Below are 19,586 nucleotides of genomic sequence, written 5' to 3'. Positions count from 1 at the left end.
CGATGCGCCGGGATCCGGGAGGCGCAGCCGGGGCCCGCTCGGTACGCTTGAGCCGTGAGCTCGCTGCCGCTGTCCGACGATTGCCTGCCCGACGACGCCGAGGTGCTGCCCCTCGAGGAGGTCGGCGCCCGACTCGGGGTCTCGTCCAACCGGGTCCGCACCCTGATCCGCGACCACCACCTGCTCGCACTGTCCCGCGACGGCCGGCCGTACGTGCCCGCGCTCTTCCTCGACGACGAGGGCATCGCCAAACACTTCAACGGCCTCGTCGAGGTCCTGCTCGACGGCGGCTACGGCCGGGACGAGGTCATGCAGTGGCTGTTCACCGAGATCGATGACCTCGGGATGTACCCGGCGGCGGCGCTGCACACCCATTCGGCGCGCGAGGTCATCCGACGGGCACAGGCAGCGGCGTTCTAGCCGACCATGCGGGGTTCGGCGAAACCCTTGCCGGCGGTGGACCCGTCGTGGTGGGTATAGGCCATCGCGATGTCGTGGTAGCGCTTGGCGAATGCCGCCATCCCGTCGACGAGTCGGTCGATGCCCGGCGGTCCGTTGCGATAGATGACCCGCCGCGCCGCAGCAGCGCCCGGCAGGCGATCGCGAATGCCTGCGGTTCGGGCATTGAGCTGTCCGACGCGCTTGTAGATCTCGCCGTGCAATCGGTAGGGGACGTGGAACTCTCGGGCGCCGTCGACGAACTCGTGGACCTCGTCGAGCCCGAACACCGGGACGAGCGGTGCGATTGCCGTCGCGGCGAACCCCTGGCAGCCGGCAAAGACCAGCGCGGACCGGGCGGGTCCCGGCCACCACGACAGGTAGGTGTCGGTGAACGCATCCACCGGCTGGCGCACGGTGTGCATCAGTTCTTCGCGCCACCCGGACGGATTCCCGCCGCGGGAGAAGATGTAGTCGAGTGACCGGATCATCTCCTGGCCGTCGCGGGCGCGCAGGCGGTCCGGTGCGCCCATGAGGTGGCCGAACCAGCCCGCATACATCGCGATGTCGTCGAGGTCGCGGGCCGACAGGCGCCGTCCGAGCCGGTGGTCGACGAGCCGGGTGAGCAGCGGTCCGTTGCCGAAGGCGAGGAGGGAGGTGGCGGCGATGGGTTCGCCGTACTGCAGGTAGTGCTCGTCCCCCCACGCCTTGCGCAGGCCGCGACTGGCGAGCGCGTGCATCAGCCGGACCCGCGTGATCGTCTGGAACACTTCGGTCGTGGGGTCGTAAATGTCCGGTTTCATGGCCAGCGCAAACATCCGGAAGGTCTCGACGTAGCGGCGCACCGAGTCCTGTTTGAAGCGGCCGGTGGCACCGGTGGCGGCGGAGATGTCCGCCGTCATCGCCGTCTCGAACAGTGCCCAGCCGAGGACGAGCCGAGAGGCGGACAGCGACGCCGAGGAGATCAGGATGCGGCCGCGCTCGGCGGCCTTGCGGTCCAGCCAGTCGGGTCGGGCGGTGATGTGTCGAAAGAACTCGACGAGCTCGGCGGGGGCTTCGGGAACGGAGTCGACGCCCTGGGTGAGGGCACGCTCGAACAGGGGGCGCATGGTGGCCGAGCCCTCGCGTTCGAAGAGGTCGACGACGGGAAGCACGTGTTCGTCGGCCTGCCAGAACATGTCGTCGCGCACCCGCGTGAACTCGGATGGCACGACGGTCTGCCGGACATCGAGCCACGGGCCGAACACGTACTCGCGGCTGGGCAGCCAGCGCTCGGCGAAGTCGTCCCGGCCCGGGGGGATCGGCCGCAGCGGCCGGTCGGGATGGTCGCGTCGGTTGAACTCGACGTCCGCCAGGGTGAGCGCGTGCGCAGCGGGTGTGACCATGGTCACATCATGGCACAAATATGAAGATCCTTCTCATGGGCTCGTCGGGGCGCGCGTCGCGCCTACCAGGGCGCGCAGCCGCAGCGGGTCGGGCCTGACCAGCGACACCGCGGCCAGCGCGCCGAGCACCAGGGCCAACGTCAGCCCGAGTGGCTGGTAGAGGACGATCGAGTCGTCGGGCTGGAAGACGATGAGTTGGATCGTCGAGGCGGCCACGACGACCGCCCGCAGCCACGGCGGCAGGGTGAACGCGACCGCCAGGCACAGGACCCACGTGTAGTACCAGGGCAGCGTCGACGGTTCGAGGAGCAGCACGGCGAGCATCGCCAGCACCATCCCGGCCATGGCGCGGCGCTCGGACTGTCGGAAACGGAGCCACAGCACGACCAGGATCACGGCCAGCGCCGCCGCGCCGGCGGCGCGGGTGTAGACCAGCACGGCCTGCAGGTTCCAGGCCCGCCACGGCGCGGCCAGCCAGGTGATCAGGTGTCCGACCAGGGTCGGCACCGACAGCCAGTTGATGATGCGGCCGGCCCAGCCCAATCCGGTCAACCAGCCCAGGCCCAGGCCGCTGGCGACGGTGATGGCGCCGAAGACCGCCGCCGGGATGCCCGCGGTCGCGGCAAACACTTCGACGACCCGCCGACGGTCGGGGAGCCGGCCCGCCGCGCGCAGGTGGGCCAACCACATCCAGACGACGAAGGGGATCGCGATCGCGGCGGTGATCTTGATCGTCGCCGCCACGCCGAGGACGGCCAGACCCCATGCGTGCCGACCGGTGGCCACCAGGGTGACGCCGCTGACGAGCACCCCCATCAGCAGCATCTCGACGTGCGCCCCGGCGACGAGGTGGATGAGGATCAACGGGTTGAGCAGGGCCAACCAGACGCCCTGCTGCGGCGAGGCGCCGAAATGCCGGGCCAGGCGCGGGATCGCCCACAGGCTCAGCAGCAGGCCGGGGATCAGCACCGCGCGCATGAGCTGGACACCGAGGATGACGTTGCCGTCGGCCAGGCCGGCGACCGCGCGGCCCAGCCACAGGAACGTCGGGCCGTAGGGCGCGGTGGTGGCGGCCCACACCTGGGCCATCGAATCGAGCATCGGGCCGGGGACGTGCACCGGACCGTCGGAATAGGGGTTGAAGCCGGCGCGGTACACCTGTGCCTGCGCGAGGTAGGCGTACACGTCGCGGCTGTAGACCGGCACGGTCATGGTCAGCGGTGCCGCCCACGCGAGCACGGTGGCGCGCACCTGCCACAACGGGATGGTCGAGTCCGGTGATCCGACCAGCCGGCCGATGCGGACCCAGCAGAGCACGAGAAGTGCGACACCGAGCCAGAACACGATCCCGGACAGCGTCTTGCCGTGTCCGTAGGAGAGCCAGGCGAGGCCGGCGTCGGCGGCGACGGTGTTCGGTCGCGGCACGTCGGCCACGCCGAAGGCGCCGAGTGCGACGAGGACGGCGCCGAGCAGGCCGACGGGGAACTCCCGCTGCCGCCACCACGATCGCGCGTGCACCATCACGCTGCGATCGTAGGTCCTAGGCGGCCCGGTGGGCGATCCGGTCGGCGAGCGCGGCGAGCCGGTCGCGGGCGCGCTCCGAAGTCGGCAGCGCGGCTATCCCCGCCAGTGCGGTCGTCAATTCCCGATCGATGCGCTCCTCGACGGCCGCCTGCGCGCCCGACTCGGTCAGGATCGCGCGGGCGCGGGACACGCCCTGCTCGTCGAGGTCGCCGCCCAGCAGGACGCGCAGCGCATCGGCGTCGGCGGCGCCGGCCCGGGACATGCCCTCGGCGATCAGCACCGTGCGCTTGCCGGTGATGAGGTCGTCGCCGGAGGGCTTGCCGGTCACCGCCGGGTCGCCGTAGACGCCGAGGAGGTCGTCGCGCAGTTGGAAGGCGGTGCCGAGCCCCAGCCCGATGGTTCGCAGGGCGGCGATCAGGGCGTCGTCGGCGCCGCCGAGGACCGCGCCGAGTTCGAGCGGCCGCGCGATCGTGTATCCGGCGGTCTTGTAGGCGATGACCCGCTCGGCGGCGGCCGGCGACTCGTCGCGGCCGGCCTCGTTGACGATGTCGAGGAGTTGGCCGGCGAGAACCTCGGTGCGCATGGTCCGCCACACCGGCGCGATGCGCGCGGGCAGGGGGGCGGCGAGGTCGTCGGCCCACGCCAGGGCCAGGTCGCCGATGAGGATCGCCACGGACTCGCCGAATCGCCCGGGGTCGCCGTGCCAGTCGCCGTCCCGGTGGCGGCCCGAGTAGGCGACGTGCACGGTCGGCTTCCCGCGACGGGTGTCGGAGGCGTCGATGATGTCGTCGTGGACGAGGGCGCAGGCCTGGACGAGCTCGAGGGCCGCACCCAGGTCGACCAGGGCGGCGTCGGTGTCGTCTGCGGGAGGGCTGGTGCGTGGGGACCCGTGTGCGGCGGTCCGCCCGGCGTCAGCGAACAGCGGCCGGATCCGCTTGCCGCCGCCGAGAACGAAGTCGGCGAGGGCGTCGGTGGCGTCGGCGACCGCGGGGCCGATCGTCGCGGTGTGGGTGCGCTCCGTCGCGAAGAAGTCGGTCAGGCGCTGTTCGACGCGACCGGCGAAGTCGGAGTCGTCGCTCACTTGGCCGGCGCGCCGGGGCGCGGCGTCTCGTCGGCCAGGTGCTCGCGGCGGGCGTACCAGTAGACGGCGCCGGCGGCGAGCGCGCACAGCAGGGCGACGACGAACGACCAGCTCGGCAGGGCGGCACTGGCGGGGTCGGCGTAGCGCGCATCGGCGCTCAGGTCGGTGGACTTGCCGGCCGGGAGCACCCAAGAGACCGACTTGTCCCCGTGCTCGGCGCCGTTGGTGCCGGTGACGTCGCCGGCGAACGTCACCGAGAAGTAGACGACGTCGCGACCGTTGACCAGGTCGTTAAGGTCGGCGGCGCCGGTGAGGCGGACGGCGTCGCCGGTGCGCTTGGTGGAGATCGTGATGGCCGCGCCCGATCCGGTGAAGGCCGCCGCGACGATGTCGCCCAGCTGGCCGAATTGTCCGGCCGTGAGGTTGGCGTACACGGCGCGGGTGCCGACCTTGGTCGGCCCCTTCTGCGGCTGGTTCGGGTTCGCGCCCTTGCCATCCTTGTCCTGCATCGTCACGGTGCCGTCGTTGCCGATCGTCCCGGTGAAGTCCGACAGCGAGATCTGCGAGGTCATCGACTGCGGGATGTCGAGCTTGGGCGGACCGTGCGGGTTGTCCTGCGACGTCGCGACGATGATCTCGCCGGCGAACCGGTCGCCGACGGTGACCGAGCGGGTCAGGCAGCCGGACAGCAGGGGGACCAGCACCAGCACGGCGCCGAGGACGGCGGCGATGCGGCCGCGGGTGCGCGCGGGTTTGTGGATCGGGGTGTTCGACACGCGTTCATCGTGCCAGATCCGCGGCCCGAGCCGGGGCGGACGCGCCCAGCGCCACCCGTGCGCCCTCGGGCGCTAGGGGGCGGGCGCGGCGAACGGGAGGTCGCGGCCGAGGAAGGCGAAGGGGCGCGGGTCGCCGGCGAAGGTGAAGTTGCGCAGCACGTCGCCGAAGCCGAAGCGGCGGTACAACGACCAGGCGCGGTTGTTCTCGCCCGCCACCTCCGGGGTCGACAGCAGCACCCGGGATTCGGGCCGGTCGGCGAGCAGATTGGCCAGCAGCGCCTGGCCGACGCCGTGCCCCTGGGCGTCGGGGTGCACGTGCAGCTCGGTCAACTCGAAGTAGTCGGCGAGCAGGTGGGCGGCCCGGTCGGCGGGGTAGCCGGCTTGCCGGAGGCCGATGCGCAACTGCTGGTTCCACCACTGGTCGGGGGCGCCGCGGTAGCCGTAGGCGATGCCGACGAGGACGTCGGCGCGGTCGGCCGAGTCCAGATGGTGGCCGAGGTGGCGCTGGCGCAGGGAGTGCGCCGCCGCCGAGCGGCGGAGCCGACCGCCGTGCAGGCTGTCGCCGTCGACGGCGACGACCGCCCCGAAGGCGCTCCAGCCGGGGCGGGCGATGTGATCGCGCCACAGCGCGCGGCGCTGGGCCTCGATCCCGCGGGGGTAGTCCATGGCGGTGAGGTAGACGTCGAGGGCGGGATCGAGCCAGCGGTGCGAGTCGCCCCCGGCGAGTCGGACGACGCGCACGTCGACGGGGGCGCCGATCGACTCCGTCGCCATGGTCCCAACCTCGCTTCTCGCGTTTGTCGCACGATCACGCTAGCACTGGTATCATCGAACACAGTTTCGAATAGTGGTTGGAATGTCCGGCCCCGTCGCTACGTTCTCCTCAGTGAGAGCGTGCGCACGGCGAAAGGAGGCGGCACATGGCCCCGACGACCAAGAACGGCCCCGCGCCGGTCGAGCCGCGGGTGGTGCTCGACGCCCACCGGCTGCTGGACCAGGCGAGCCTGCTGGCCGACGACGGAGACGTCGTCGGCAACAGCGCCGAGCGGCTCCGGGTCTACTACCTGGCGGCGCTGCGCACGGCCGGAGCGGCGCTGACCGTGTTGGAGTCGCGCCGCCGCGGTCCGCGCGGCGAGCGCAACGCCTGGACCCGGCTCGGCGCGCAGGCGTCGGCCGCCCGCGACGACCGCGGGCTCGCGGAGCTGGCGCGCTTCTTCACCGGCCACTCGGTGCTGCGCCAGCGGATCGAGACCGGGCTCGTCGACGCGGTGGAGCAGGACGTCGTGGCCCGCATGCGGGTCCGGCTGGCCGAGTTCATCGCGGTGACGGAGGGCGTGCTCGAGGACTACGAGCAGGGCCGTGAGCTGCTCGCCGCCGCGCCGGCGCCCCGCAGCGCATGACCGACTGGTCGGCGCACCCGAATCGTCGCGAGGCGAATTGTGGTCGATCCGGCGATCACCTCGTATCATGAGACGTCTAGAGCACGATTGAGGAGAAGGAGGGGCGGTGCCACTATCCGAACATGAGCAGCGCATGCTCGACCAGATCGAGAACGCGCTGTACGCGGATGACCCCAAGTTCGCCTCGACCGTGCAAAAAACGGCCGGCCTGGGGTCCGGTCGGCGACGCCTGCAGGCGATCGCCCTCTTCCTCGTCGGCCTGGCGCTGCTGGTCGGCGGCATCGTCGCCGGCGTCACGATCAGCGGATTCCCCATCCTGAGCCTGATCGGCTTCCTGGTGATGTTCGGCGCCGGACTCCTCGCGCTGCGGGGCGGGTCGGGCAAGCCGTCGCTGACCGTCGTCGACGGCGGCAAGGGCGGCAAGGCCAAGGTCGCGCCGTCGCCGCGCTCCTTCGCCGAGCGGATGGAGGAGCGGTACAACCGCCGCTTCACCGAGGAGTAACCCCCGGCCGTCGTTCATTCGACCCACAGACCGCGCATCGACAGCGATGCGCGGTCTTTTTTGTGCCCGCCTGCGCGGGTCCACGGATCATCCGCGCTCCCCACATCGCCCCACCGAGTCGCGCGGTAGGCCCCCACGAGGCATCGCCGGGAATGAGTCAAGGCGCTGACCTGCGGATTTAACGCACGGAGGTCGGCTCCGGCTGCACGTCGTCTGAGTCCGTGCCCGTGTTGCGCGCGAATCCTCCCCACCGAATTTATGGGTGTTGACCTGCGCTTACCGGGTCACAGTTCGGTCATGAGGCCAGATTGGGGTGGAAAGTGGTGGAAAGTGGGGTAGTGTGTGGGAACTGGGTGAGACGAACCGGACGTCGAACCGAGTGGGGAATGGAGGTGTCACATGTCGGGTCAGCGGCTCGTCGGCACCTACACGCCCAAGTTGGACGACAAGGGGCGGCTCACACTGCCCGCGAAGTTTCGAGACGCACTGGCAGGAGGGGTGATGGTCACGCGCAACCAAGACAAGAGCCTCGCCGTGTACCGCCTCCAGGACTTCGACGCCATCGCCGAGAAGACGAAGGCGGCGTCGCGCAACGACCCGCAGGCCCGCGCCTACCAGCGCTACTTCTTCGCCACCGCGGACGAGCAGCGGCCCGACGGGCAGGGGCGGATCAACCTCTCGCCCGACCACCGGCGGTACGCGGGACTGACCAAGGACTGTGTCGTCATCGGCAGCCTCGACCACCTCGAGATCTGGGATGCGCAGACCTGGGAGGACTACCAGGCCGAGTACGAGGACGACTTCTCGGCAGCGGGCTCGGAAGCCTTCGAGAAGCTGCTGTAACAGCCATGACCCTCGCAACCGCGACGGTGGGTGAGACGAGGCCCACGTCCGATCCGACCCTGACGCACTTCCCCAGCGCCAGGTTCGCGATCGGGCGGGGACCCCGGTTCATCCACCCGACGAGAACGACAGAAGGGCCCACGACGATGAGCGGCGCGGACCACGGGCACGTCCCGGTGATGGCTGATCGGATCGTCGAGCTCCTGACCCCCGCGCTCACCCGCACCAGCCCGACCGGGGCCGGTGCGATCGTCGTCGACGCCACCCTCGGCGCCGGCGGCCACGCCGAGCTCCTGCTGCAGACCTTTGCCGACCTGACGGTCATCGGGATCGACCGCGACGGTGCCGCCCGGGCCGAGGCCGCGCAGCGGCTCGCCCCCTTCGGCGCGCGCGTCTCGATCAACGCGGGCCGGTACGACGAACTGGGCCGCGTGCTCGCCGAGCCGGTCGGCCTGGGCCGCGCGCGCGATCGCGTCGACGGCGTCCTGTTCGACCTGGGCGTCTCCTCGATGCAGCTCGACCAGCGCAATCGCGGTTTCGCGTACGCGGTCGACGCTCCGCTGGACATGCGGATGAACGCCGACGACCCCCTGACCGCCGCCGACGTGCTGAACACCTACAGCCACGGCGACCTGGCCCGCGTGCTGTCCGACTACGGCGAAGAGCGCTTCGCCGGCCGGATCGCCTCCGCGGTGATCGACGCCCGTCGCACCGAGCCGTTCACGTCGAGTGCGCGCCTGGTCGAACTGCTGTACGCAACCATCCCCGCGGCCACCCGGCGCACCGGCGGGCACCCCGCGAAGCGCACCTTCCAGGCCCTTCGCATCGAGGTCAACGGCGAGCTGGACTCGCTGCGCGCCGCGCTGCCGGCCGCGCTCGACGCCCTCGCCGTCGGCGGCCGCACCGTGGTGATGAGCTACCAGTCCCTGGAGGACCGGATCGTCAAGCGGGAGTTCGCCGAGCGCTGCCGGTCGAGTTCGCCGGCCGGACTGCCCGTCGAGCTGCCGGGCACCGCGCCGCGGTTCCAGCTGGTCACGCGCGGCGCCGAGCAGGCCACCGATCAGGAGATCGACGACAATCCGCGCTCGGCCCCGGCCCGGGTCCGAGCCATCGAACGCATCGCCGCCGACGCCGCGGCCACGGACGGGGGTGCGCGATGAGGCGCAGGCCAGACGAGACCGGCGAGATCGATCCGATCCCGACCGGCGAGCTGTCGGTCATCGACCGACCGGGCGCGCGGAAGCGCCGACCCGGTGCCGGTGCGCCCAAGCGCGCCAATCGTTCACGAGCCGCGCAGCGCGCCGTCAGCCGTCGGGCCGCGCGCCTGGCCCGCGAGGAGCAGTCGGCGCAGCAGGGCACCCCGAAGGGGCGTGGCGCCCGCGCGGCAACGCCCGCGCGCCCGAGCCTGGTCGAGCGGGTTCGCGCCCTGCCGTTCGCCGTTCCGGTGATCGCCCTCGTCGCACTGGGGCTCGTCGGCACGCTGTGGCTGTCCACGCGCGCCGCGCAGGACTCCTACGAACTCACCGTCGCCAAGGTGGCCAACCAGACGCTCGTCGACAAGCGCGACGCGCTCAAGCGGACGTACGAATCGGCGGACTCCTCGCCTGAACTCGCCGACAAGGCGGCGCGCCTGGGCCTGGTCCCGGTGCGCAACGCACCGCGCCTCGTCGTGGGGGAGAACGGCCGCGTCACCGTCCGCGGCACCCCGGCGCCGGTCCGGGGCCGGGCACCGCAGTCGATCAACCCGCGGCCGGCCACCGACAACCTGCCGCACGTGGACCCGGCCAAGGTCGAGGACTCGACCGGCCTGCCCGGTGGGGACACCGCGCCGTCGGACACCGGCCAGCCGGCACCGGAGCAGAACGCGCCGGCACCCACCGCGACCGCCCCGGGGCAGGCACAAACCCCTGGTCAGGCCCCTGCGCCCGGTCAGCAGCCGCCCGCGCCGGGTCAGCCGACACCGCCGCCCGCGCCCGCTCCCGCGCCCGCGGCGCCCAACGTGCTGCCCGCTCCGGTCGCCCAGCAGCAGGTGCGCCAGCCGACGAGCAAGCCCCGTCGGCCGGCGACGAAGCCCCGTCCGCGCGCCGCCAAGCCGCGCGCCCGGTCGCACGGCGCCCCGCCGCGGGCCCAGCGCCCCGTCAACCGCGGCGCGCCGAGGGCAAATCCCCGGCCCCGACCGTAACGGCGGGAATGATTGACCATCATGACGCGAGCCGCCGATAACGTCCGAGCTCCCCGCCCGGGGCGGCTCGGCCGACTGCGCGCCGGTGCCCCCGGCGGGAAGCCGGCCGCACAGACGTCGGCGAAGAAGACCAAGCGGGAACCGGGCAAGCGGTCGACGACCGCGCGGCGGCGTCCGGACCGCTTCACCCTGCGCACCCGGTGGGCGGTGGTCGGCGTCGCCCTCGCCGTCGTTGCCATCACCGCGCGCCTGGCACTCGTGCACACCGTGGAGGCCGGTTCACTGGCCGAGCAGGCCGCGGCCCAACGCGAGTACACCCAGGTCTTGACCGCCAAGCGCGGCTCCATCCTCGACCGCAACGGCCGACCGCTGGCGTACACCGACGAGGCGCGGGCGCTGACCTTCCGCCCCAAGGTCGTGCGGGCGGCGGTCGACGCCGCACACAAGCGCGACGACAAGCTGCCCGACGCGGACAAGCGTTTCGACCAGATCGCCAAGGGGATCTCGGCCGCACTCGGCGGATCCATCTCCGACACCGATCTGCTGACCAAGCTGAAGAGCTCGGAGGACTTCGTCTACCTGGCCCGATCCGTCGCCACCGACGTGGCCGCCAAGATCGTCGCCGACTATCCGGAGGTCGGTGCCGATCCGGAGACCCTGCGCCTCTACCCGGGCGGCTCCCTGGCGGCGAACGTCGTCGGCGACGTCAGCTTCGACGGCAACGGCCTGATCGGCCTCGAGTCGTCGATGGAATCGGTCCTCGGCGGCACCAACGGGTCCAAGACCTTCGACCGCGGCTCCGACGGCGCGATCATCCCGGGCAGCGCCCGGAACGTGCATCCGGCCATCAACGGCGCCACGATCCGACTCACCCTCGACTCGGACGTCCAGTGGTTCGTGCAGAGCCAGGTGAACGCCGCCAAGACCGCGTCGGGCGCCAAGCGGGTCGCCGCCGTCGTCCTCGACGCCAAGACCGGCGAGGTCCTCGCGATGGCCAACGACTCGACGTTCAACGCGTCCCGGCCGCTGTCGGAGCAGAAGGACGCCAATCTCGACAATCCGGCGGTGACCACGCCGTTCGAGCCCGGATCGGTGAACAAGGTCGTCACCGCCGCGGCCGCCCTGCAGTACGGCGTGACGACCCCCGACGCGATGCACCTGGTTCCAGGCTCCATCCGGATGTCCGGCGTCACCGTCAAGGACGCCTGGTCGCACGGCACCGAGCGGCTGACCACGACCGGCATCTTCAGCAAGTCGTCCAACGTCGGCACCCTGATGCTGGCCCGCCAGGTGGGGGAGAAGCGGTTCGCCGACCTGGTCACCGCCTTCGGACTGGGCCAGCGCACCGGCGTCAGCCTGCCCGGTGAGAGTCCCGGCCAGGTGCCGGCGCTGTCCCAGTGGTCCGGCGGCTCTTTCGCGAACCTGCCGATCGGCCAGGGCCTGTCGATGACGCTGCTGCAGATGGCGTCGGTGTACCAGACCATCGCCAACGACGGCATGCGCATCCCGCCCCGCATCATCACGTCGGAGAAGCGCGACGGCCACCAGGATTCGCCGCTGCCGACGCCCGAGGGCGTCCAGGTCGTGTCGCCGGAGACCGCTGCGGCGGTGCGCGACATGTTCCGCGGCGTCGTGCAGAACGACCCGACCGGCCTGCAGCGCGGTTCCGGTTTCCAGGCGGCGGTGCCGGGCTACCAGATTTCGGGCAAGACCGGAACGGCACAGCAGGTCGATCCGCGCTGCAACTGCTACTCGAACTCGCGGTACAACATCACGTTCGCCGGGATCGCCCCGGCCAACAACCCGCGGTACGTGATCGGACTCGTGCTCGACAACCCGCAGCGCAGCGCCGACGGCACCGGCGGCCAGTCCGCCGGACCGCTGTTCAGCTCCATCGCCGGGTGGTTGCTGCAGCACTCGCGCGTGCCCTTCTCGCCGCCCGCGCCGCGCCTGGTCCTCGAAGCGGGCTGACCGGCCGCGGGCCGGTAGATTAACACCCCATGGGAACCGACTCCTTCCGTCCGGCACACGTCGCGCCGACGCCGCTCGCCGAGCTGGCGACGTTGAGCGGTGCCGCGTCGGACGGCGCCGACACCGCGGTCACCGGCGTCACGCTGCGCGCGCAGCACGCCCATCCGGGCGACCTCTTCGCCGCGCTGCCCGGTGCCCGCGCGCACGGCGCCGAGTTCGTCGCCCAGGCGGTCGAGCGCGGTGCCGTCGCCGTCCTGACCGACCCGCGGGGAGCCGAACTGGTTGCCACCGCGCTGCCGGCCGATCGTCGCCCGCCGATCCTGGTGCACGACGACCCGCGCGCCGTCCTCGGGGCGGTGAGCTCGGCGGTCTACGGCCACCCCAGCCGGGCGTTGACCGTCATCGGCATCACCGGCACCTCGGGCAAGACCACGACCGCGTTCATGGTCGAGGGCGCGCTGCTGTCCGCCGGGCGGTCGGTCGGGCTGATCGGCACCGTCGCGACCCGGATCAACGGCGAGACGGAGCCGTCCTCGCTGACGACGCCGGAGGCCCCCGACCTGCAGGCATTGCTGGCCACGATGGTCGAGCGCGGGGTCGACACGGTGGTCATGGAGGTCTCCAGCCACGCGCTGTCGCTCGGCCGCGTCGCCGGCACCTCGTTCGCCGTTGGCGGCTTCACCAACCTCTCGCAGGACCACCTCGACTTCCACCCGACGATGGACGACTACTTCGACGCCAAGGCGGCGCTGTTCGACCCGCAGTCGCCGGTCGCCGCGGCGGCCGCGGTGATCTGCGTCGACGACGAGTGGGGCCGGCGGATGACCGGGCGCGCCACCGATCCCGTCACGGTCGCCACCGCCGATGCCCGGCCGACGGCCGGTGAGCCACGCCGGTGGACCGCGGTCGTGCCGGCGGCGCCCGGCGCGGCCGAGCTGATCGACCCCGACGGCGGCGAGCACGCCCTCGCGGTACCGCTGCCCGGCCGCTACAACGTGACGAACGCGGCTCTCGCGGTGGCGCTGTGCGCCGCCGCCGGAGCACCGGTCGACCAGGTGTGTGCGGGGATCGCCGACGTCGTCGTGCCCGGGCGGTTGGAACCCGTCCGGGCTGGTCAGGGGTTCCTCGCCCTCGTCGACTACGCGCACAAGCCGGCCGCGGTGGAAGCGGTGCTGGCGACGCTGGCCGCCGACTGCCGCGGGCGCATCGGGATCGTGCTGGGCGCCGGCGGCGACCGCGATGCGGGCAAGCGCCCGCAGATGGGTGCGGCGGCCGCGCGCGGGGCCGACCTGGTGATCGTCACCGACGACAACCCGCGCACCGAGGACCCCGCGACCATCCGCGCCGCGGTCAGCGCCGGGGCCCGCGAGGTCACCGACGGCCGTGCGACCGACATCCGGGAGATCGGGGACCGGGCCGCGGCCATCGCGGCCGTCGTCGCCTGGGCCGCACCCGACGACGTCGTGCTGATCGCGGGCAAGGGCCACGAGGTGGGGCAGGAGATCAACGGCGTCAAGCACGAGTTCGACGACCGCGTCGTCCTGGCCCGCGCCCTCGTCGAGGCCGCCGGGAGCGGCGATGAGTGATCGCCCGGTGACGGTGCTGACACTGCCCGACGTGGGCATCGCCGACGGCAGGTCGGCGCTGCGCCGCCTCGTCGAGGTCGCCGCCGACCGTGGTGCCGGGAGCGCACATCGCGGCGACGACGGTTCCGCGCGGACCTGGCTGGTGCTCGGCGAACTCGACGCCGCCGACGGCGACGTCCAGCAGTCCGTCGTCGACCACGATCTGCTGGGCCGGGCCGCGGTCCGGCTGGCGATCGACAAAGTCGTGTGCGTCGGCCAGTCGCGCGCCGTGCGCGCCGCGCACCAGGGCGCCGTCATGGAGGGTTCCTGGGGCGACGAGGCGCTTCTGGTCGACGACACGACGGCGCTGGTACAGCGCTGGGGCGGCGCGACCGGGGACGTGCCCGGCGCCGGTGACGTCATCGCCGTTCTCGGCGCGGTCGACACCGACCGCCTGCTCGCCGCGCTCGGCGAGCGGGACCTGGTGGTCAGTCCGATTTGAGGACCGGGTTGGATGATGGGAAGGTTCCGGTGGAGCGAACGGCGCCGGTAGAACGGATGGAGCAGACGTGCCGCACGAGGTGACGCAGATTCTGGTGGCAGGGGCGGTGTCCCTGTTCGTCTCGATCGGCCTGACGCCGGTACTGATCCGGGTGTTCTCCAAGCAGGGCTTCGGCCAGGAGATCCGCGTCGAGGGCCCGGAGAGCCACCAGACCAAGCGGGGCACCCCGTCGATGGGCGGCGTGGCCATCGTGATCGCGCTGGTCGCCGGCTACTTCGCCGCGCACCTCGTCGGCTTCTTCATCAAGGGGACCGGTCCGACCGCCTCGGGCATGCTGGTCCTCGGCCTGGCCGTCATGCTCGCCATCGTCGGCTTCCTCGACGACATCATTAAGGTGCGCAAGCAGCGCAACCTCGGCCTGAACAAGACCGCCAAGTCCGTCGGACAGGCCATCGCCGCCATCCTCTTCGGCATCCTCGTCCTGCAGTTCCGCAACAGCGACGGATACACCCCGGCCAGCGAGCGCCTCTCCTACGCCCGCGACCTCAACGCGATCTCCCTCGCCGGCCTCGGCGGCGTCGTGTTCGTCCTGTTCGTGTGGTTCGTCGTGGCCGCCTGGTCCAACGCCGTCAACTTCACCGACGGCCTCGACGGCCTGGCCGCCGGCTCCATGGCCATGGTCATGGGCGCCTATGTCCTCATCACCTTCTGGCAGTACCGCAACGCGTGTGTCGGCGGGCCCGGCGGCCGACACGACGGCGCCTGCTACCAGGTCCGCGACCCGCTCGACCTGGCCATCCTCGCCGTCGCCGGCGGCGCAGCATGCCTCGGCTTCCTCTGGTGGAACGCCGCGCCGGCCAAGATCTTCATGGGCGACACCGGCTCCCTCGCCCTGGGCGGTCTGCTGGCGGGCCTGTCGATCGTCAGCCACACCGAACTGATCGCCGTCGTCCTCGGCGCGCTCTTCGTCGCCGAGATGGTGTCGGTCGTCCTGCAGATCCTGGTATTCCGCACCTCGGGCCGCCGCCTGTTCCGCATGGCGCCCTTCCACCACCACTTCGAACTGAGTGGGTGGGCCGAGACCACCGTGATCATCCGGTTCTGGCTGTTGACGGCGCTGTCCGTCGGCCTCGGCCTCTCGCTCTTCTACAGCGAGTTCCTGAGCCGCGCCGGCCGTGGCTGACCGAGCCGCCGCCCACCGCGCCACCGAGCTCGTCCGCGGGCTGCGCGGCGCGGAGGTCGTCGTCGCCGGATTCGGCACCGCCGGGCGCTCGGCGGCCCGGTTCCTCCAGGACCAGGGTGCCGAGGTCACCATCCTCGACGCCGCGTTCGGCGACCCGGAGACCGTCGACGGGGCCGTTCGGACCGGCGTGGACGAAGCGCTGGCCGACCCGGGCTTGTGGCAGCGCGCCCGCCTGCTCGTCGTCTCGCCGGGCTTTCCACCGGATCACCCGCTGGTGGCCGCCGCACAGGCCGCCGCTGTGCCCGTGTGGGGCGAGGTCGAGCTGGCCTGGTGGGTCGATCAGAGCGGCGTCACCGGAGCACCGCGCACCTGGCTGGTGATCACCGGCACCAACGGCAAGACCACGACCACGGCCATGGTCGAGTCGATCGTCGCCGCGGCCGGCACCGCCGTCGCCGCCTGCGGCAACTTCGGGACGCCGGTGCTCGACATCCTCACCCGAGCGCCGCGCGTCGAGGTGCTCTGCGTCGAGGCGTCCTCGTTCCAACTGCACTGGGCGCCGTCGCCGACACCGGCGGCCGGGGTCGTGCTCAACGTCGCCGAGGACCACCTCGACTGGCACGGCGGCATGGACGGCTACCGCGACGCGAAGGCACGGGCCCTGCGCGGCGCCGTGGCCGTCGTCGGGGGCGACGACGCGATTGCAGCGCACCTGCCCGTTGGGGAGGGGGCCCGCCGGGTGGCGTTCACCCTGGGCGAGCCGGCCGACGGCGAGCTCGGCGTCGTGGGCGGGGTCTTGGTCGACCGGGCCTTCGGCGACGGCGTCGAGTTGATCGGTGCCGACCGGATCCAGCCCGCCGGGCCGTCCGGTCGGGCGGACGCCCTCGCCGCGGCGGCACTGGCGCTGGCCATCGGCGTTCCCGCCGCCGCCGTGACCGCCGGCCTGGACGGATTCACCCCCGCCGGCCATCGCGGGGAGCGGGTGGCCCGCGTGTCCCGCGCGGCCGCCGGGTCGGTCGATTTCATCGACGATTCGAAGGCGACCAACCCGCACGCGGCCGCCGCGGCCATCGCCGGGCGGAGCCGGGTGGTGCTGATCGCGGGCGGCCTGCTCAAGGGCGCCTCGGTCGACGAACTGATCGAGGGCGCGCGCGAGAGCCTGGGCGGCGTGGTCGCGATCGGCCGCGATCGGGGCGAGATTGTCGACGCGATTGCGCGACACGCCCCAGAAGTCCCAACTGTCACAGTATTCACAGGGGACGATGGTCGGGTGATGGCGACCACGCATGTCTTCGACAACGGCGCCGCTGCGCCGATCGGCCCCGCGGCGGGCGACGACCGCGGCGCCGCCGCAGCGGTGATGACCGAGGCGGTGCGACGCGCCTGGGGGCTCGCCGAGGCCGACGCGGACGTCGACGCGGTGCTGCTCGCGCCCGCGGCGGCCTCGCTCGACATGTTCGACAGCTATGCCGCCCGGGGCGACGCCTTCGCCGCTGCCGCCGGCGAGCTGCCGGGAGCGCAGCGATGACCACGGCGGCGCGCCCGGCCAAGGACACACCGGCCAAGGACGAGTCGGGTTCGCCCGCCCCGACCGCCGGCGCTCCGGCCGCGGAGCGCGGCAACCGTGAGCACGAATCCCTCCTCGCCTGGCCGAAGGTGATCGGCGAGGCGTTCGGCAACCTGCTGGCCCGCCCGACCGCGTCGTTCCACCTCGTCCTCGGCATGGCGCTCGTGCTGACCGTCCTGGGCCTGGTGATGGTCCTCTCGGCGTCGTCGGTGGCCAAGGACGGATCGGCCTACGGCCTGTTCACCACGCAGCTGATCTTCGCGGTGTTGGGCCTGCTGGTCTTCTACATCACCGTGCGGCTGCCGGTGCGGCTGCTGCGCCGCGCGGCCGGGCCCATGATCGTGGTGACGACGATCCTGCTGGCGCTGGTGCTCGTACCGGGCATCGGCACGCTCAGCCAGGGCGCGCGCCGTTGGTTCATCGTCTACGGGCTCTCGATCCAGCCCTCCGAGCTGGTCAAGGTCGCGCTCTGCGTGTGGGGTGCCCACCTGCTGGCCTCCCGCAATCGCGAGGGGGCGACCCTCACCGAACTGCTCGTGCCGTTGATCCCGGTCGCGGCCCTCATCAGCCTCCTGATCCTGCTCGAGCCGAACCTGTCCACGATGATCACGATCGCCATCATCGTGGCGGCGCTGCTCTGGTTCGCCGGGTTGCCGCTGCGGGTCTTCGGCAGCTTCGTCGTCAGCGGCGCGGTGATCGCCGTCGTGCTGGCCCTCATCGAGGGCTATCGCTCCGAGCGCGTCTTCAGCTTCCTCGGCGCGATCGACGACCCGCAGGGCGCCGGCTTCCAGGCGCGGCAGGCGCTGTACGCGCTCGCCAACGGCGGCATCTTCGGCGTCGGGCTCGGCCAGAGCAAGGCGAAGTGGCACTACCTGCCCAACGCCCACAACGACTTCATCTTCGCCATCGTCGGCGAGGAACTCGGCCTGGTGGGCGCCCTCATCCTGATCGGCCTGTTCCTCGGGCTGATGCTCATCGGCATGCGGATCGCCCTCCGCTCACAGGACCCGTTCCTCAAGCTGATGTCGTCGACGATCACCGTGCTCATCACCGCCCAGGCGTTCATCAACATCGGCTATGTCGTCGGCCTGCTCCCGGTCACGGGCATCCAGCTGCCCCTCGTCTCCGCGGGCGGCACCTCGACGCTCACGATGCTGGCGATGCTGGGCCTGCTCGCCAACGCGGCCCGTCACGAACCCGAGTCGGTGGCCGCCCTCAAACACGTCAAGCCGGTCGGCTGGCGCGCGAAGCTGCTGCACCTGCCCGCCCCGGTCGCCTATCGGGCGCCGCGCGACGCGAAGGGGAGCGGGCGCCCGCGCCGCTCGGAGCCGGTGTCGCGCCGTCGCGGCTCGACGCGGCGCCCCATCGCCTCGGGCGGCCGCGCCACGCGCCCCCGTACCGTCGAAACGGGTGCGATCCCGACGATCGAACAGTCGCGGCGACGCACCCCGCGCGCACCCGAGCGCCGGGTGCGCGGCGGGGAACCGCCCCGCCGAGGAGGGCGGCGATGACCGCGAAATCCGGTCCGCTGTCGGTCGTGGTCGCCGGCGGCGGCACGGCCGGACACATCGAACCGGCCCTGGCCGTCGCCGACGCGGTGAAGGCGCTCGACCCCGCGGCCCGGATCACCGCGCTGGGCACCGAGAAGGGCCTGGAGACGACGATCGTCCCCGAGCGCGGCTACGACCTGCGACTGATCCCGCCGGCACCGCTGCCGCGCAAGCCGAACGCCGACCTGGCGCGCACCCCGGCGCGGCTCACCAGGTCGATCGCCGCCGCGCGGAAGGTGCTGGCCGACGTCGACGCCGACGTGGTCGTCGGCTTCGGCGGCTACGTGGCACTGCCGGCCTACTTCGCCGCCCGCGGTCGCGCACGCAAATCGTCGCGGATCCCGCTGGTGATCCACGAGGCCAACGCCAGCGCCGGCATCGCGAACAAGGTGGGTGCCCGCTGGGCCGACCGCGTCATGTCCGCCGTCGCCGGATGCGGTCTGCCCGGTGCGGAGGTCGTCGGGATCCCGGTGCGCGGGAGTCTCGCGGCGCTGGACCGGACGGCGATGCGCGCGCAGGCGCGCCACTACTTCGGCCTCGACGAGTCGGCGCCGACTCTGCTGGTGTTCGGCGGCTCGCAGGGCGCGCTCCGGCTCAACAACGCGGTCGTCGGGGCATCCGCGGCCCTGGGGAACGCCGGTATCGGCGTCCTGCACGCCTACGGCCCCAAGAACACCATCGATCCCGAGCACCCCGCCGGGGCACCGCCCTACATCGGCGTCGGCTACCTCAAGCGGATGGACCTCGCCTACGCGGCGGCAGACCTGGTGATCTGCCGTTCCGGGGCGATGACGGTCGCCGAGGTGTCGGCCACCGGCCTGCCCGCCGTGTATGTGCCGCTGCCGCACGGCAACGGCGAGCAGGCGCTGAACGCGCTGCCCGTCGTCGAAGCCGGTGGTGGCCTGCTGGTGCCCGACGACGAGATGACCCCCGAATGGGTCGCCCGTGAGGTCCCCGCCCTCCTCGGCGATCCCGACCGACTGGCGCAGATGGCGGCCAACGCGGCCATCGGCGGGCACCGGGACGCGGCGAACCGGGTCGCGACCGCGGCCCTGGAACTCGCCGCCGCCCACCACGGTGCAAACTTGTAGGCAAGCGCTTCACGCCCGTGCGCGCA

At 72.2% G+C, this 19,586-nt stretch carries 18 protein-coding genes; 13 read left to right on the top strand and 5 right to left on the bottom strand.

The genetic code is table 11. From position 1 onward, the window contains the following. Nucleotides 1–54 precede the first annotated feature (54 nt). The gene (locus tag QM728_RS08875; RefSeq protein WP_415031663.1) at nucleotides 55–420 is read left to right on the top strand and encodes an Rv2175c family DNA-binding protein; all 366 of its coding nucleotides are present in this window, start codon (nucleotides 55–57) and stop codon (nucleotides 418–420) included. On the opposite strand, the gene QM728_RS08870 is transcribed toward QM728_RS08875, so the two are convergent. The 5 genes from QM728_RS08870 to QM728_RS08850 form a co-directional block, all read right to left on the bottom strand. Beyond that, nucleotides 417–1,823: a DUF2236 domain-containing protein gene (locus QM728_RS08870; RefSeq protein WP_415031662.1), complete on the bottom strand. Its 1,407-nt coding sequence runs from the start codon at nucleotides 1,821–1,823 to the stop codon at nucleotides 417–419. The two genes, QM728_RS08875 and QM728_RS08870, sit on opposite strands and share 4 nt — an antisense overlap. A gap of 33 nt (nucleotides 1,824–1,856) precedes the next feature. Beyond that, nucleotides 1,857–3,344 (bottom strand): polyprenol phosphomannose-dependent alpha 1,6 mannosyltransferase MptB, encoded by a 1,488-nt coding sequence (gene mptB, locus QM728_RS08865; protein WP_415032866.1) that lies wholly within the window; start codon nucleotides 3,342–3,344, stop codon nucleotides 1,857–1,859. Nucleotides 3,345–3,363: 19 nt separating this feature from the next. Further along, nucleotides 3,364–4,428, bottom strand: coding sequence for a polyprenyl synthetase family protein (locus QM728_RS08860; protein ID WP_415031661.1), 1,065 nt, complete (start codon nucleotides 4,426–4,428; stop codon nucleotides 3,364–3,366). Then, entirely contained in the window at nucleotides 4,425–5,204 is a 780-nt protein-coding gene (locus tag QM728_RS08855; RefSeq protein WP_415031660.1) for an LppM family (lipo)protein, read from the bottom strand. Before QM728_RS08855 ends, QM728_RS08860 begins: the two co-directional genes overlap by 4 nt. A 72-nt stretch (nucleotides 5,205–5,276) precedes the next feature. Continuing rightward, complete coding sequence (locus QM728_RS08850) at nucleotides 5,277–5,978, bottom strand: GNAT family N-acetyltransferase (RefSeq protein ID WP_415031659.1); 702 nt, start codon at nucleotides 5,976–5,978, stop codon at nucleotides 5,277–5,279. A gap of 146 nt (nucleotides 5,979–6,124) precedes the next feature. Between QM728_RS08850 and QM728_RS08845 the strand changes: the two genes are divergently transcribed. From QM728_RS08845 to murG, 12 genes are all read left to right on the top strand, one after another. Then, nucleotides 6,125–6,604: an SAV_6107 family HEPN domain-containing protein gene (locus QM728_RS08845; RefSeq protein ID WP_415031658.1), complete on the top strand. Its 480-nt coding sequence runs from the start codon at nucleotides 6,125–6,127 to the stop codon at nucleotides 6,602–6,604. A 106-nt stretch (nucleotides 6,605–6,710) separates the two neighbouring features. Continuing rightward, nucleotides 6,711–7,106 (top strand): DUF3040 domain-containing protein, encoded by a 396-nt coding sequence (locus QM728_RS08840; protein ID WP_415031657.1) that lies wholly within the window; start codon nucleotides 6,711–6,713, stop codon nucleotides 7,104–7,106. Nucleotides 7,107–7,505: 399 nt separating this feature from the next. Beyond that, nucleotides 7,506–7,949, top strand: coding sequence for a division/cell wall cluster transcriptional repressor MraZ (mraZ, locus tag QM728_RS08835; protein WP_415031656.1), 444 nt, complete (start codon nucleotides 7,506–7,508; stop codon nucleotides 7,947–7,949). Nucleotides 7,950–8,095: 146 nt separating this feature from the next. Beyond that, complete coding sequence (gene rsmH / locus QM728_RS08830) at nucleotides 8,096–9,109, top strand: 16S rRNA (cytosine(1402)-N(4))-methyltransferase RsmH (protein ID WP_415031655.1); 1,014 nt, start codon at nucleotides 8,096–8,098, stop codon at nucleotides 9,107–9,109. Then, nucleotides 9,106–10,131 (top strand): hypothetical protein, encoded by a 1,026-nt coding sequence (locus QM728_RS08825; RefSeq protein ID WP_415031654.1) that lies wholly within the window; start codon nucleotides 9,106–9,108, stop codon nucleotides 10,129–10,131. The genes rsmH and QM728_RS08825 overlap by 4 nt, the downstream gene beginning before the upstream one ends. 21 nt (nucleotides 10,132–10,152) lie before the next feature. Next, complete coding sequence (locus tag QM728_RS08820) at nucleotides 10,153–12,102, top strand: peptidoglycan D,D-transpeptidase FtsI family protein (protein WP_415031653.1); 1,950 nt, start codon at nucleotides 10,153–10,155, stop codon at nucleotides 12,100–12,102. A 29-nt stretch (nucleotides 12,103–12,131) separates the two neighbouring features. Then, nucleotides 12,132–13,688, top strand: coding sequence for a UDP-N-acetylmuramoyl-L-alanyl-D-glutamate--2,6-diaminopimelate ligase (locus QM728_RS08815; protein WP_415031652.1), 1,557 nt, complete (start codon nucleotides 12,132–12,134; stop codon nucleotides 13,686–13,688). Continuing rightward, nucleotides 13,681–14,169: a UDP-N-acetylmuramoyl-tripeptide--D-alanyl-D-alanine ligase gene (locus QM728_RS08810; RefSeq protein ID WP_415031651.1), complete on the top strand. Its 489-nt coding sequence runs from the start codon at nucleotides 13,681–13,683 to the stop codon at nucleotides 14,167–14,169. The genes QM728_RS08815 and QM728_RS08810 overlap by 8 nt, the downstream gene beginning before the upstream one ends. Before the next feature lie 79 nt (nucleotides 14,170–14,248). Continuing rightward, on the top strand, nucleotides 14,249–15,352 hold the full coding sequence (gene mraY, locus QM728_RS08805) for a phospho-N-acetylmuramoyl-pentapeptide-transferase (RefSeq protein ID WP_415032865.1): 1,104 nt from the start codon (nucleotides 14,249–14,251) through the stop codon (nucleotides 15,350–15,352). Then, nucleotides 15,345–16,880 carry a UDP-N-acetylmuramoyl-L-alanine--D-glutamate ligase gene (murD, locus tag QM728_RS08800; protein WP_415031650.1) on the top strand — a complete coding sequence of 512 codons (1,536 nt, stop codon included), beginning with the start codon at nucleotides 15,345–15,347 and terminating at the stop codon, nucleotides 16,878–16,880. Before mraY ends, murD begins: the two co-directional genes overlap by 8 nt. Next, nucleotides 16,877–18,430: a putative lipid II flippase FtsW gene (gene ftsW / locus QM728_RS08795; protein WP_415031649.1), complete on the top strand. Its 1,554-nt coding sequence runs from the start codon at nucleotides 16,877–16,879 to the stop codon at nucleotides 18,428–18,430. Before murD ends, ftsW begins: the two co-directional genes overlap by 4 nt. Further along, the gene (murG, locus tag QM728_RS08790) at nucleotides 18,427–19,560 is read left to right on the top strand and encodes an undecaprenyldiphospho-muramoylpentapeptide beta-N-acetylglucosaminyltransferase (RefSeq protein ID WP_415031648.1); all 1,134 of its coding nucleotides are present in this window, start codon (nucleotides 18,427–18,429) and stop codon (nucleotides 19,558–19,560) included. The genes ftsW and murG overlap by 4 nt, the downstream gene beginning before the upstream one ends. Nucleotides 19,561–19,586: the final 26 nt, after the last annotated feature.

The organism is Gordonia sp. (in: high G+C Gram-positive bacteria), from assembly GCF_047602025.1.
In the GTDB taxonomy this organism is placed as follows: Bacteria; Actinomycetota; Actinomycetes; order Mycobacteriales; family Mycobacteriaceae; genus Gordonia.
Note: the sequence above shows the minus strand (reverse complement) of the source record. Positions and strands in the feature narration are given on the sequence as shown.